The sequence below is a fragment of the Halosimplex amylolyticum genome, from assembly GCF_051414035.1.
GTDB lineage: Archaea > Halobacteriota > Halobacteria > Halobacteriales > Haloarculaceae > Halosimplex > Halosimplex amylolyticum.
This window is the reverse complement of sequence record NZ_JBLKNW010000004.1, coordinates 312,206-325,445: the sequence shown is the minus strand read 5'-3', so window position 1 is coordinate 325,445 and position 13,240 is coordinate 312,206. Positions and strand designations below refer to the sequence as shown.

Sequence of the window (13,240 nt, the reverse complement as noted above, 5' to 3'; positions counted from 1 at the left end):
ATTCACACCCACGCCGATAACTCCCGAGCAGTCCTACGAGTAACCGAGGAGAAAGACAATGACCACCTTCAAACTCGGCCGCTGGCTGCTCGTGGCGCTCGCCATCGTCGGACTCGCGTTCGCCACTCCCGTGGTCAGCGCACACGGTAACGACACGACCGCTGACGACGCGCCCGCGAACAATGCCACCGCAGATGACTGGGCCACCTGGATGGAGGCGCAGATGACCGAACACATGGGTCCGGGTGCTGTCGAGTGGATGGAGTCGCACATGGGTGTGACGGTCGACGAGATGGCCCAGGACATGGCTGACGAGGAATACCACGACAGGGCTGACGACGAGTACCACGGCGGGATGTACGGGCAGGGCCACTGCTGACGGCCCTGGCCGTTTCGATCGCTCGAATCGAATACCTCAACTCACCAACTCGAGACAATGACGCAACTCACCACTCACATCGGACGCACTGCTCGTAGACTCGCGATGCTCGCCGTCCCGCTGCTGGTCGCGGCGACTGGAACGGCTGCTGCCCACGGTAGTGGGAGCTACGGCGGGGGAATGATGGGCGGCGGCTGGGGCCTCTTCGGCGGAGCGATGGGGCTCTGGGGACTCCTCTGGATAGGGCTCCTCATCGCCGTCCCGCTCTACCTCGTCTATGCGCTCCTCAACCGAGGATCCGGTGGGAACGAAGAGCAGTCGCTGTCGGTTCTCCGTGAGCGCTACGCCCGCGGGGAGCTCTCGGATGACGAATTCGATCGACAGCGAAAACAGCTCGAACGCACCGGATGACTGGAACAGTTGCTGTTCCAGCCGATACATCACACTTCCAACGCCCGCCGTTGCGGCACCCAACCGTTAACCCCGTGGACGGAGTATAATATTACATGGAATACACAATACAGACTTCAGTCACTGGCGAGTTCGACTACCTCGTCAACTGATGCGTGCTCGGGATTCTTGGTTCGTTCACGAACGTCGTAGAGCGCGTCGTTATCGGGCATTCCTGTTCACTTCGAAATATCCTCCTCGGTGTCAGGGCTCTTCGAGCAATGAGCGAGCTCGCTGCACGTAACTGTTCGCGCCCCAGCTACGGGCGTTGCTAATCTCATCGAGGAGCAGCCGCGCATCGGCAGCTGATAGGTGTTCAGTTCGAACGAGAACCGAGAGTAGCGTCGGTGTCGTGACGAGTCGGGTATCAGCGAGTGAGGCGTGGATCAAGCCAAGTTGGTTGAACTCGTCACAGAGGAAGAGCGCAGCATCGAGATCGTTCGCGAGCGTGACCGCCGCGTTCTCACCATCATCGAGGGGGAACTCGGCATCGAGGTCGACCGATTGTGTCGTGAATAAGTCTGCTTGGTCGAGTACGGCGGACGCGGCGTGCCCGTGCACGTCATCGTACGAGGCGATCTCTTGGAGTTCATCGATGACCGCTGTTGGGACGATGACCTCGTACCGGGAGAGACAGAGCGCGAGTGGATCGGGGTCGTCGTCAGTAACGATCCCGAGACTCACGAGGGCGGAGGCGTCTGCGATAAGCCGCGACATCTATGCGTCGGCGACCTCGTCGATGAAGTCCTCGTCCAACTGCTGTTTCAACACTCGGAGGTTTGCCGCCTCTTCGGCGCCGACGAGTGCTTTGAGTTGATCGAAGGTGATCTCGTCGTCGTAATAGGCGGCGGCGATCTCCTGGGTGAGTGCGTCGTCGTGAGCGGCGTCTTGGAGGTACTCCCGAAGCGCGGTCACGAGGACGTCTGTTCGGTCTTCCCCGAGGACTGCGGCCAGTGCGTCGGCCCGGTCGATGAGCCGATTGGGGGCCCGAAACTGCACGCGCTTCTTATCGGTGCTCATGATGTGTACATTGTGAGCCAACGCACTTAGCCGTTTTCGTGTGTACGATGTGAGCCTCACTCGGCCAAGCGTCACCCGTCCACGAGATGCTCCTTGAGGTCACGCGTCCAGTGCGTGGCGGGTCCACCGGGGCTACAGTGAGCACAAAGCTGCAGCGGCTCCTTGAGATGGCCGAGTTCCACGCGAAACCGGGTGAGCGCTGCGAGCGTGTCAACGACGAGCCCACACCCGTCGCAGGCGTGGTGATCGCGCTCATCGGGATCGGATCGCGACTGGATCGCACAGTCGACACAGATCTGGTGGGTGACCCACTCTTCTTTCCCCCAGGTATGAGCTTCACCGGTCTCTGCGCCGGATTGGGCGTCACAGAAGGCATAGCCAACGAGCGTTTGCTGCATTACTCGGCCTCCACGTCGGCGTTGCAAGCGGCCGTCCAGCCACGATGATAGACGGCTAGCTGCGTCGTCAAGTCGAACGCGGTCCCGCTCGGTTCGCGGACTAGGACGCACTCCTCTGGAATTGGAGTGACGACGTCTGCGTCGATGAGGTCGTCGACTAGGTTGCGGGCCATCGTGTCGTTGATGTCTGCCGTGTTGACGCCGGCGACGTCGCGGTCTTGGGCGAGCTGTGCTTTCTCGAACTGTTTGTAGTCGGCATTCGTGTCGTCGTGGGGATCGGGAGTAGTCATTATGAGTCACGCCGCGCACGTTGTCGCGCGCTGCACGCCTTCTGGCGCGGACAAACACCCCACGCGAGACCGCGGCCCCTACTCGCTCCAGAGGGCCGTGATCCGGTCTTCGATCTCGTTGAGGACCAGCGCAACGACGTCACGGTGGTCGTCTGGCCACGCTGCGTCCTCGCCGAGCGTCGGGGCGGTGGGCGGGGGATGGAAGTGGTCCCGTGTATTGTGCGGATTCGGGTGCCGGTCCCACCGGCACTCCCAGGTGTGGTCCGCGTGCTGCTCTCGATAGTGGAGTTTGAAGTCGTCGTTTGTGTACCAACGGACCGTCAACTGCGCCTCGTCGACGGCTGCTGGGTAGTACGACGGGGCACAGACGACGTGGAGTTCCAGATGGCCGCTGGCGTCCGTGACGGTCGCTCGGGAGACCTGCCTTGTCGCTTGGAGCCGCGACTGGAGGAACTCGAGGATGGGGCGATCAATGGGGGAAGGGCTCCCGCCATCGCCTGTCGGTGGCACCATTGAGCGGGCTACCCGGACGCCTGTTCGCGCTCGCCACCCGTGCGTTGCTGGCGCGCGCGTTCGTAGCGGTCACGCTCCTCGCGGGCGGTCGCCCAGTCGGCGAGGTCGCTGTACACGTCGTCGATGGTCCTCTCGTCGCTGGCCTCCGCGGCGTCGACGGCGTCGACTGCGGCCGGTGACGCGGCGTCGTACGTCGCCTCGTACTCGGTGATGTGTGTCGTCAGCTCACGAACGCGATCCTGCAGGTCTTCGACGGAATGGTCGGCTGCGAGCTGGTTGATACGTCGCCACTCAAAATACGCGTCATTCCGTTCGTAGGTGGCCGGATGACCATCGTGTCGGGTGACGATTCCCAAATCATCGAACCAGCCAAGGTACTTCCGGGCGGTCTTGGGGTCACAGTCGGCGCTGTCGGCGATCGCGCTCGCCGTCGTCGGCTCGCGGGTCTGCAGGATGGTGCCGTAGATGCGTTGTTCAACGTCGTCGCTGCTGAACGCATCCTCGAAGGGGGGCGGCCCATCGGCAGCGTCTGTTTCGGACATACTCGGGATTGTAGGGCGAAGGATATAATCCTTACTTCGAGGAATAGTTTCCTGAGCTGTGTAGCGTACCGGGTACTGGCTGTTGGCTTCGAAAGGAGCACGATATTAACCAACAGCATGCCCGGACTCCGGGAGTTGTTGGTTAACCCACGCAGGTCAGTGCATCTGGAGCTTCCGAGCAGGTTTGACACTGAACGTATCTGGGTTGTCGACCGGCACGTCGTGACTGCGATCAGTTGCTTGTGACGACGACCGGGTGAGCCGGGTGATGAGATCCTCACGAACAGCCCGCCGACTGACTGTCGACTCGTGCCACCCAAGTCGTTCATCGTAGTGCCGTTTCCGAAACATCTCCCCGTTGTCGTCGATAGGGATGAACTGCGTTCGCTTTGCTCCCCACACGTTCGTAGAGACGTACTCCGTACCAATCTCTTCGTGGGTGAGCTCCACGAGGACACACTCGACGAATGAGACGATCGAGAGCTGACTTCTGTCGTTGGGAACCGTCAGTTCGAGATCTGCCCACGGCGCTTCGCTTGATTGCTCTCTCTGTTCGCCACGTAGTCGCGATTGCTGTCGCTCGTGTTCTGAAGACATAGTAGTTCAGTGGGCGCTCACTGCACCCCCTCACCCCTCCTGGGGGTGAGAAACTCCACCGCGAATCGCATCATTATCCAGTGAGTGAATTCTGATATATCGGCTAAAGACTCTCGTCGTTTGATGGCCCCTCGGCCGGAGAGAGCCAGCGGCATTTGCACCGTTGTACCCTAGCCTTCCTTTGGACAAATCTGGAGGTGCAGGGAGGAGTGAAACCTGCTTAGATTTGACTATAGGCTCGTCGGGCTGTTCTAAGGTGCTATTGATGTCCTCGACGAGATGTAGCGGAGACAATCGGCGGGAATTGTGCTTGACGAGTAGCTGAAACCGTCGAAATCGAGGAATAGAGGGAAAAATTTGAGAACGGTTTTAGTCAATACCGGTTGACGCGAAATAGCGGCACATATTCTACAACTGCTGATAACCCGCTCTTTCTACGCAAATCGTGCAATACGGGGCCTGAAAAGTGCATGACGGCCTTTCTAACAACTTCGATTTTCCTCTCGCATAGAAGCATAGGTAATATGATGGTTGGTCTGTCAGCGTCAGGATCTTGAAGAGGCCATCTCATTATAGGATGACATTTTCTGAAGGTGGAACAGCTGTTCTACCGAGTTAGTCTTGTGCCACCGACCGGGATGGTTGCTCCGCTGCAGGGGCAGGTGGTTCGTGTGTTCCAAATTCGGAGTGGGTCGCTACCGTTACGCAACCGAGGTGTGGGTCTTAGCTAAAGACGAATGGTGCTGGATTTCTATTGTCAGCTATCGTTGTTCCCCTCCTCTTTCCACGCGTCTGGATCTCCTTCGCGAAACTCTCCTTTTGCATGCCGTTCTCGGGGCCAGAGTGCGAGTCCGAGAACCGCGACGAAGAACGTGGTGACGACCCCTACCACGACCACGCCGGGGATGTTGGCTACCGCGGCGGTCGCGAGCCAATCCTGGCGCGGTGCGAATGCCGTGATGCGGAAGATCCAGGCAGCAAGCAATACCCCAAGCAAGGCGAGGTAGACGCGTCGAAGCCGATTGACGAGTGCTTCCCCGAAGGTAACTTTCAGCGTCGGCGTCCGGTAGTCGGTACTGAGCTTGACTCGCCAGTCCGGATGTTCGACGCTCCTGGATGGGTCGAGCGCGTTCGCGAACAGGTTCTGCTGGAGCATCCGAATGCGCGACCGGTAGACGTCGTAATGTCGGTACCGTCGGGCTTCGATGCCGAGGAAGATGGTGACGATCACGATTCCGACGAGTAGAATGTAATGCGGGTTGTCCGGATTCGAAAAGGCCCACGTGAGAATTGCTGCGATGACCGTCACCGCCCACGTGGTCGCCTGATCGAGACGCTGCCGCCACGTGGTTGCCTCGTCCATCTCGCCCCGGTAGGCGTGTGCCATCACCGAGCCCAGACCGGTGCTCTGTTCGACCATTTCCCGTCCGATCTCGCGCTGGTCACGCGCTGTCGGGTCGATATCATCTGAATTCGAGTCAGTCATACGACTGACTACGGCTCCCGTTCGCATAATCAACATGTGCCAGCGTCCGGAGTCTGGGGTTACGAGCGCGGGGCTGTTGACCGACCTAAGGTGATGAGGTGATACTACCGGTGCGGTGTCGAACTCACGGAAACCGAACGCCCCGCAGTAGCGTACGGGGAGTTCGACCTGCCGACCGGACCAGCCACGCGCTTCATTGTGGCTCGGACCTAAGGGACTCGTATACCGTTGCTCAGACGATTATGGCGCGTCATTCGCATCGCCGACGATATTCGGAGCGTGCTTCGTGCGTTCGAACTCCGGGAAAGCTCTTTCGAGGACTACATGGACGACCTGCGTAGTACGCGTTTGAATCTGGTAGTAAGTTAGCTAAGCATGAGCGGTCCCATCGAGAGCGTCTGTTTGGCGAGCGTCGCGAGCCGCAGAATGTAGGATGTGAACAGGAGAAATGGCAGCGCTGAGATGGCAAACGCGGCGCTAACAACCCAGAGAACGCTCTCGATGCCGAGAAACGTGCCGGAGAACGTCGTTGCATCGACGAAAACGACCATCCCCCCAGCGACGGTGAGTGCAATCACTGCGGCGTAGAGGATGGCTCGCGAGAGTTTCACCAGTGCCCACTGGATGTATAGGTCCTTGATGTACTCGCGGACTATCCCGTACATTGTGAGCACCTCGAGCAAATTTCTGAACGCGCTTCGTTCTTCGTCGGTGAGGGCGTCTTCGTACTCCATCCCGAGCCGGCGAACGTCGTGCATCTTCCGATCGTAGTTGTAATCGAGCGCAGGCGATACGACGTCGAAGGTGCCGAAATCCGCGCCTTCGAGGTGGTCGCGTGCGTGGTCGGCGTTCTCCACCAGGTCGTCGACGTACTCGTCCACCTTCTTGTAGAGCTCCTTGTTTTCAGTCTCGGAGAGTGTGTCTCGCAGTGTCTGTGCTCGCTGTTCGCTCGTTTCGATGAGCGCGTGGAGGTAGGCCACAGGGTCGGCGGGCGTCGTCATCCCGAGGAGGCTGTCGGTGTTCTGGCGGAAATCCATCGTCGTATCCATCCGACTACGCTGACTCCCGAGCGAGCCGATTTCCTGGGAGAGGACGAGCTGATTGATCGTGACGACGAGCGTCGTTCCCGTGATGATCGCGCCGACGAGCCCGGCGAACACCGTCTCGACCATGTCGCTCGACTGCATGGTCGAATGCAATGACACCGGTTTCATCACACCCCAGAGCATGAATACGAGGAAGATCAGGAAAGCGAGGCCAGCGGCGACGACCCATCTGTTGGCCCCGAGTAGCAACCAGAACCAGTACTTGTTGACGTCTGTCCGCTCGCGTAGCGTGTTGTCCGTCGAGAGGTCACTCATAAGAGACTGGGCGTTTGAACAGCAGTAGTTTCGTGCCGCCACCGTCGTAGCTGATCGTCTCTGCGAGTTCCCAGCCCTCTGCACCGAGGCGGTTGAGTTCGTCTGTTGGATCGACTGTCTCTCGCTTGGTCAATCCCTTTGGCGGATCGAGTGTCTTGTATTCCCATTGCTGGTTCATTTCGGTACCCATGAGGTGTTATCGGCTCTCACGGTGATGACTCTGCTGACAGGCTGTTTCCCGTCGTGTACTGATCGAGAACGGAGCGGTGTGCTCGTGCATCATCGGCTATCACGATCATGATCGAGATTATACGTGGAACAGACGCAATACCACGGCCTTCAGACCGTGGATACGCGCCGTCACTCAGTGACACATTCCACCGATACCGGCAAGGCCGGATATTACACGTCAAACATACGCGTTAATATATTCTCTTTCATAACTGATTATGGACACAGTACGATGCTGGAGACGACCCGCACCTACGTCGCCCGAATCACGAACCACTCACAGGTTCGTGACGACCTTTACCAGTGCGGGTTCTCCGCATCCAAACTGTGGAGCGTCGGACGCTACTACATTCAAGAACGGTGGGATGACGACGGTGAGATACCCGACGAAGCCGAGCTGAAGTCGGAGTTGAAATGTCACGAACGCTACAGTGACCTGCATTCGCAGTCAAGTCAGCGAGTTCTCGAAGAGCTTGCTGAGGCGTTCAATGGCTGGTACAACTTCGACGATGGCACCAACCCACCGGGCTACCGGAAACGTGGCGACCGACACCCGGGCTCCACCGTGACGTGGAAAAAGCGAGCTATCAAGCATGACGACAAGCACGGCCAACTCCGCCTCTCGAAAGGATTCAATCTGAAAGAGAGCCGGTCTGACTTCATCCTCGCCGAGTACGAAACCCGACCCGACGTAGAAGTCGAGAACATCCAGCAGGTGCGTGCCGTCTGGAACGGCGACGAGTGGGAACTGCACCTCGTCTGCAAGAAAGAGATTCCAGTCGAGGACGCCCCCGGAGCCAACACGGCGGGGATCGACCTCGGTATCAGTAACTACCTCGCCATCGACTACGAGGATGGGCCTTCAGAGTTATATCCGGGGAATGTGGTGAAAGAGGACAAGCACTATTTCACCCGCGAGGAGTACCAGACTGAAGGCGAGAACGGGCCGTCGAACCGTGCGCAGAAGGCTCGACAGAAACTCTCCCGACGCAAAGATCACTTCCTCCACACACTCTCGAAACACATCGTTGATCGGTGTGTCGAAGAAGGCATGGAGAAGATAGCGGTCGGCGACCTCAGCGACATTCGCGAGGATGGCGACGGTGACTCACGGAACTGGGGCCAGTCGGGGAACAAGAAACTCCACGGTTGGGAGTTCGACCGATTCGCCCGTCTACTTGAATACAAGGCCGAGGAACACGGCATCCTCGTTGACCGCTTAGACGAGGAGAACACAAGCAAGACGTGTTCGTGTTGTGGGCAGATTCGGGATAGTAACCGTGTGGAGCGTGGCTTGTACGTCTGTTCGTCGTGCGAGACGACGATGAACGCGGACGTGAACGGTGCGGTGAACATCCGTAGAAAGATACCTCAGAGTCCCCCAACCGGGGATATGAGTAACGGCTGGTTGGCACAGCCCAGAGTCTTCCTGTTCGACCGCGAGAGCGGCCGGTTCACACCGAGAGAACAGGGAGTCTGCAAACCCTAATATCCCAACGCTCGGGTTTCCTCCGCCTTCAGGCAGAGGAGGATGTCAATCCTGGGTCGCCAGTGTTGGGTTCACAATCTCAAACCAACCGATTCTCCTGTTCACATCCTACATCTATTGGTTCGCGACGCTCGCCAAACAGACTCTCCGATGGGGCCGCTCATTTTCAACTGAGTCGACTCTGGTATTCGAGACTCGGGACGTGAACAATTGATTAAAATCCCAGACGTGCACCAAGCGGAGCTGTAACGCCTCAGCGTTGTGATCCGCGGAGGAGCAGCGGCTCGATGGCAAGTGTCCGTTTCGCAATGGTGAGGATGCGAAGGACGTACGAGACGAACAGCATGAATGGAACGAGCGTCACCGCAAACGCACCGCCCACGACGAGGATGATATGATCGAGACCGAGTGTGCTTCCCGGGAACGTCCCCGCTTCGACGATTGCGACCATGATACCCGCAATGGCCAATGCCGGGACTGCAGCATAGAGAATCATCTGAGACATATTGATGAGAGCCCACTGGAAGTACAGAGTCTTGATGTGTTCGCGTGCCGGACCAAACAGAGACAACGCTGTTTTGAGATCGTCAAGCAAACCGTGTTCTTCCTCAGTGAGGCTCTCTTCGTATTCGTGGGCGAGCCGTTCAACTTGGAATATTTTCCAGCTATAATTGAAATTCAGTGCGGCGAATACCACATCGAACGAGCCGAACTGCGCACCCTCAAGTTGGTCACGTACCGTGTCAGCGTTTCCAGTGACGCTCTCAGCGAATTCATCGACCTCTTCTCGGAGGTTCTCGTCATCATTCTTGCCAATTGACTCTCGAAGAGCCGTCGTCCGTTGTGCCGTGATTCCGATAATCTGCCGGAGGAATTCGGATGGATCGACAGGACTTGGAGCCCCAATTAATTCTTCAGTAAAGTCCCGGACATCCATCGAACTGGCCATACGCTCGCGTTGATCGCCGAGCGGGCCGTTCTCCTGAGTGAGAACGAGCTGACCGATCGTGACGACGAGTGTCGTCCCAGTCACGATGACCGTGATCATCGTCGAGAACATCGTGTCGATCATATCGCCGGACTGGATTTGCCGTGAAAACGGTGGATGGAGGACAGCAACGGCGAACACGAATGCGACGAACACGGCACTGGTCAGGGCACTGGAGACGAGAAGGCGGTTCGCGCGCAGCAGCAACCAGAGTTTAATCCGACTCTCGTCCGCGCGCTCACGCATCGTGTTGGCCGTACTGGTGCCGGTCCCGTCAGTCATACTGGCTCACCCGATCGGGCAGGTCGCTTGAAAACGAGGTACTTGGTGCCACCTCCCTCGTAGTCGATCGTCTCCACAAACTCCCAGCCCTCTGCACCGAGTTGATTCAACTCTGCTTTCGGATCCTCTGCTTCTTTTTGGGTCTCATCGCGCGGCGGGCGAAGCGTCTCGTACTCCCATTGGGTCGCTTCTGTTTCGGCCATCACTCCTAGTAGGTACTGCAGCCCTCTATATCCCGCTACACCACCGAGATGGAGGGACTATTTCGGCCTTGTCGAAACCCTCAATTGGTGATCGGTTTAAGCGGTCGTGGTGAATACAGAGGATGTAGTCAGCATGGGGCGATTCCGCTCAGTATACGGTGGCGGGATGCCGCTCACTTCACTTGCGTTTCGCCGGGTCTGCAATACATTCGAGGTGCTGGAAACCCAACGACCACCAAATGCAGTCCATCGTTGAGACTCTCGAACCAAGTGTTCCCTACCGCGTGAGAACGCGGCTCGGTCCCTTGATTACCCGACTTGGGCGAACGCTCGGACAGCCCGAGTACCGCCTTCGTGATACCGAATATGTTGGCACCGTCCAGCAGCCGCTGGACGAGTTCACAGAGACACTCCAGAAACACGGGTTCGAGTGGGACCCGCTAGCGTGGTATCACCAGCCGTCAGTTGGGTCGGATCCAAATGGTAGCTGGGCGTATCGACGGGCCTTGCTGGCCGACAGACAGATCCACGTCATCCTCATCGCCCACTCGCCGGAGTATATCGACGTTTTCGCCCACGAGGAATACAACTGGCTGCGACACCCGATCAAACACCTCCGGCAGGTTGGCATCAAACGGAAAGCCGGTCGTAACAAAATGCGACAATGGATCGAGAGTCACGGCATAGAAGTCGATGTCAACTCACGTCGCCGGCGACGGGTCACAGACGCGGTAAAAGACCTCCGCAAGTACCTTGAGTCCCTCATCCAGTAGCGTGGATTCAATCCCTCTCTTTGAAGAGGAGTGGCGAGCTACACCGCACTCGGCGTTTTCCGGAATTAGCCCTCGGTGACTTGGTGTTCGTAGTCGCCGGTTTGCCGATGATGTTGAAGCGGTGGCGTTATCGCTACTTTGGGGCGCTCGAAGTTCTTGCGACGACCCTGCAAGTTCGCCGAACGAAAAATAGTAACGCCGCTGATGAGGAGGCGTCATGCATAACCGTCACAGACGCAAACTGAAGCTATAGCGTATCAGACCACGATCGGCTGGTCTCTCCTGTCTTCGGGCATCGTGAGCATCGTTCTCTGGCTCATCCCCGGAGATTCGGTCTGGTGGGGAGTTGGTCTCCTCATCCTTGGACTCATCGTGCTCTACATCCGCCGTGACGACGTCACGGAGGCGTTCTCCGTGCTGACCGGGCCCGAAGCTTTTGCCCGGTACAGCGATTCCCAGTACTGTTTCTCTTGAGTGATGGCTGGATAGACATTCGCGTAAGCGAGAAGAAACAATTCGGCGACCAGACGTATACAGATTCACATAGATGTACTCGTCTCTGTCCAGAGGGTCGGTAGTCGGGAGCCCTCTATTCGGGGAGTCGTCTCCTCTCGTTAGCCCATATCCGCGCCGAGACGACGGCTACCGGCTGTGAACTGAGGCGGATCAGTCAGACGAGAGGTCGCCAGCGAGTCGCGGAAATATCAAGTGACCGAAGTGGACTGTGAGCACTACAATAATCGGTCCGAGAAACAGGCCCGACCACCCGAACGCCAGGGTTCCCAGGGCATACCCCAGGAGCACGAGTCCCATGTGGACGCCGCTGCGTGCGGCCAGCCACGACCGGACGAAGAAATCCGGGATCGTATCGACGACGACGAGCGTGACGACGAAGAAGACGAACGGGTGCCAGAGGGGCGTTTCAGTCGTCCCGGTCGTGGCGAGGAGGAGCGCGGTGTAGGGCACGTACACCGCCTTCATGCCAACGAGGGGAACGAGAGTCGCGATCCCGGTCAGCAGACCGAGGAGAACGGGAATCGCGACGACAACGCCACCGGGGACGACGAGGTTGAGCGCGTAGTACGTGAGAACGGCGACACTCCCCGACACCGCGATAATAGCGAGGTTCCCGAAGAATACTGTTTCGAGGTCGTCGCTTACCTTTGCAACGAACTCGACGGCTCGCCTGTCGTAGTCGACACTCTCGAAAAACCAGTCGCGTACCTTGTGGTCGTCGCGGAGAAAATAAAAGAGGAAGATACTCACGAGAAATAGCTGCGTGAGAACGGCGAAGACGAGCCCGGCGACCGTCGGCACTCGTCCAAGTACGCGTCGGAAGAGTCGTCTAGCGGCCGGGTTTGGTGGCTGCCCGGGGTTCGTCACGAGTATGTCCCACAGCCGCTGGAATTGCCGCTCACGCGCGAGGCCGAGGTACGGTTGCAGGTACGCACGAATGCCGTCGAGGGAATGCGTCGCGAGGAACTGGTCCAACTCCTGGAGCGCGACGATAACCGCGTAACCGACGACGAGTAACAGTGGCAGGACGACCGCAAGCACTGTTAACGTGACCGTGAGGTTCGGATGGTCGAGAGCAGCGTTCAATCGGTGGTACAGTGGTCGCGTGGCGAAGTAGAGAAAGATCGCAAAGAGAAACGCGCCGATGTAGGTGGTCAGCCCGATCACGATCACGACCCCGATTGCGATCCCGAGAAGAATCCAGACAGCCTGGCCGAGGTTTATACTGTCGAAATTCTTCATACATCCGTATCGACCTCTGGCTCATTGAGTTCGTCGGTGGGGTCGATCCGACGGACGACCTCAACTGCCTCGATGCAGAGGGCTGGGAACTCGCAGAGACGATCAGCTACGACGGTGGCGGCACGAAGCTCCTCGTGTTCAAACGGCCAGTCCCCCCATGAGTGACCTCTCGACGGACAACACGCTGCGTGAGCGGACGGACGTCAACGAGTACAATTTCTGGTTGCTATTCGGGGCGAATCGGTAGGCCGTCGCCGGCGGCCTCGCCGTCCTGATCTTCTTCGTGTTCATGCTCTGGGGCGTGTTGAATACAGAGGCTGGGTCTTGCTTAGATGCTCGAAAGTGGTCGGTAGAGGGTTTCTCTTCCGAATGGGCATTCGGACAAGTGGCAAAAGAAAGCGGTGAAAGACCTGAGATCAGCCACGAATCGACTTCATCCGTTAAATGAACGGCTTGGACGGGGTGCGTCATCCCAACACT

At 58.2% G+C, this 13,240-nt stretch carries 19 protein-coding genes; 5 read left to right on the top strand and 14 right to left on the bottom strand.

What is annotated here, in order from left to right; translation table 11 throughout:
- Window positions 1-58 precede the first annotated feature (58 nt).
- Both ACMGFE_RS18355 and ACMGFE_RS18350 read left to right on the top strand, forming a co-directional pair.
- On the top strand, window positions 59-379 hold the full coding sequence (locus tag ACMGFE_RS18355) for a hypothetical protein (protein ID WP_436926693.1): 321 nt from the start codon (window positions 59-61) through the stop codon (window positions 377-379).
- A 57-nt stretch (window positions 380-436) separates the two neighbouring features.
- The gene (locus ACMGFE_RS18350) at window positions 437-790 is read left to right on the top strand and encodes an SHOCT domain-containing protein (protein WP_436926692.1); all 354 of its coding nucleotides are present in this window, start codon (window positions 437-439) and stop codon (window positions 788-790) included.
- Between the two features lie 116 nt (window positions 791-906).
- On the opposite strand, the gene ACMGFE_RS26060 is transcribed toward ACMGFE_RS18350, so the two are convergent.
- The 11 genes from ACMGFE_RS26060 to sp36 (ACMGFE_RS18300) form a co-directional block, all read right to left on the bottom strand.
- The gene (locus tag ACMGFE_RS26060; RefSeq protein WP_495849303.1) at window positions 907-1,002 is read right to left on the bottom strand and encodes a DUF8158 family protein; all 96 of its coding nucleotides are present in this window, start codon (window positions 1,000-1,002) and stop codon (window positions 907-909) included.
- Between the two features lie 31 nt (window positions 1,003-1,033).
- Window positions 1,034-1,546 carry a PIN domain-containing protein gene (locus ACMGFE_RS18345; RefSeq protein ID WP_436926690.1) on the bottom strand — a complete coding sequence of 171 codons (513 nt, stop codon included), beginning with the start codon at window positions 1,544-1,546 and terminating at the stop codon, window positions 1,034-1,036.
- Window positions 1,547-1,849 (bottom strand): hypothetical protein, encoded by a 303-nt coding sequence (locus ACMGFE_RS18340; RefSeq protein WP_136601315.1) that lies wholly within the window; start codon window positions 1,847-1,849, stop codon window positions 1,547-1,549.
- Between the two features lie 71 nt (window positions 1,850-1,920).
- Complete coding sequence (locus ACMGFE_RS18335) at window positions 1,921-2,247, bottom strand: DUF7558 family protein (RefSeq protein ID WP_436926689.1); 327 nt, start codon at window positions 2,245-2,247, stop codon at window positions 1,921-1,923.
- Window positions 2,247-2,537 carry a DUF8069 family protein gene (locus ACMGFE_RS18330; protein ID WP_436926688.1) on the bottom strand — a complete coding sequence of 97 codons (291 nt, stop codon included), beginning with the start codon at window positions 2,535-2,537 and terminating at the stop codon, window positions 2,247-2,249. Before ACMGFE_RS18330 ends, ACMGFE_RS18335 begins: the two co-directional genes overlap by 1 nt.
- Window positions 2,538-2,615: 78 nt before the next feature.
- On the bottom strand, window positions 2,616-3,050 hold the full coding sequence (locus tag ACMGFE_RS18325; RefSeq protein ID WP_436926687.1) for a toxin-antitoxin system TumE family protein: 435 nt from the start codon (window positions 3,048-3,050) through the stop codon (window positions 2,616-2,618).
- A gap of 8 nt (window positions 3,051-3,058) precedes the next feature.
- Window positions 3,059-3,592 (bottom strand): DUF7342 family protein, encoded by a 534-nt coding sequence (locus ACMGFE_RS18320; RefSeq protein WP_436926686.1) that lies wholly within the window; start codon window positions 3,590-3,592, stop codon window positions 3,059-3,061.
- Window positions 3,593-3,748: 156 nt separating this feature from the next.
- Complete coding sequence (locus ACMGFE_RS18315; protein WP_436926685.1) at window positions 3,749-4,189, bottom strand: DUF8030 family protein; 441 nt, start codon at window positions 4,187-4,189, stop codon at window positions 3,749-3,751.
- Between the two features lie 757 nt (window positions 4,190-4,946).
- On the bottom strand, window positions 4,947-5,675 hold the full coding sequence (locus ACMGFE_RS18310) for a DUF2270 domain-containing protein (protein ID WP_436926684.1): 729 nt from the start codon (window positions 5,673-5,675) through the stop codon (window positions 4,947-4,949).
- Window positions 5,676-6,040: 365 nt separating this feature from the next.
- Window positions 6,041-7,036, bottom strand: a complete 996-nt coding sequence (locus tag ACMGFE_RS18305) for a DUF7972 family membrane protein (protein ID WP_436926683.1) — start codon at window positions 7,034-7,036, stop codon at window positions 6,041-6,043.
- On the bottom strand, window positions 7,029-7,226 hold the full coding sequence (gene sp36 / locus ACMGFE_RS18300; RefSeq protein WP_436926682.1) for a Sp36 family protein: 198 nt from the start codon (window positions 7,224-7,226) through the stop codon (window positions 7,029-7,031). The genes ACMGFE_RS18305 and sp36 (ACMGFE_RS18300) overlap by 8 nt, the downstream gene beginning before the upstream one ends.
- A gap of 273 nt (window positions 7,227-7,499) precedes the next feature.
- On the opposite strand from sp36 (ACMGFE_RS18300), the gene ACMGFE_RS18295 reads away from it, so the two are divergent.
- Window positions 7,500-8,756: an RNA-guided endonuclease InsQ/TnpB family protein gene (locus tag ACMGFE_RS18295; protein WP_436926681.1), complete on the top strand. Its 1,257-nt coding sequence runs from the start codon at window positions 7,500-7,502 to the stop codon at window positions 8,754-8,756.
- Window positions 8,757-9,009: 253 nt separating this feature from the next.
- Here ACMGFE_RS18295 and ACMGFE_RS18290 read toward each other — a convergent pair whose 3' ends face one another.
- Window positions 9,010-10,026 (bottom strand): DUF7972 family membrane protein, encoded by a 1,017-nt coding sequence (locus ACMGFE_RS18290; RefSeq protein WP_436926680.1) that lies wholly within the window; start codon window positions 10,024-10,026, stop codon window positions 9,010-9,012.
- On the bottom strand, window positions 10,023-10,229 hold the full coding sequence (sp36, locus tag ACMGFE_RS18285) for a Sp36 family protein (protein WP_436926679.1): 207 nt from the start codon (window positions 10,227-10,229) through the stop codon (window positions 10,023-10,025). Before sp36 (ACMGFE_RS18285) ends, ACMGFE_RS18290 begins: the two co-directional genes overlap by 4 nt.
- 239 nt (window positions 10,230-10,468) lie before the next feature.
- Here sp36 (ACMGFE_RS18285) and ACMGFE_RS18280 point away from each other — a divergent pair, with 239 nt between their 5' ends.
- Together ACMGFE_RS18280 and ACMGFE_RS18275 are read left to right on the top strand one after the other, a co-directional pair.
- Entirely contained in the window at window positions 10,469-11,002 is a 534-nt protein-coding gene (locus ACMGFE_RS18280; protein WP_436926678.1) for a hypothetical protein, read from the top strand.
- A gap of 297 nt (window positions 11,003-11,299) precedes the next feature.
- Window positions 11,300-11,476, top strand: a complete 177-nt coding sequence (locus tag ACMGFE_RS18275) for a hypothetical protein (RefSeq protein WP_436926677.1) — start codon at window positions 11,300-11,302, stop codon at window positions 11,474-11,476.
- Between the two features lie 192 nt (window positions 11,477-11,668).
- Here ACMGFE_RS18275 and ACMGFE_RS18270 read toward each other — a convergent pair whose 3' ends face one another.
- A complete protein-coding gene (locus tag ACMGFE_RS18270; RefSeq protein WP_436926676.1) occupies window positions 11,669-12,760 on the bottom strand; it encodes an AI-2E family transporter in 1,092 nt (363 codons plus the stop codon).
- Window positions 12,761-13,240: the final 480 nt, after the last annotated feature.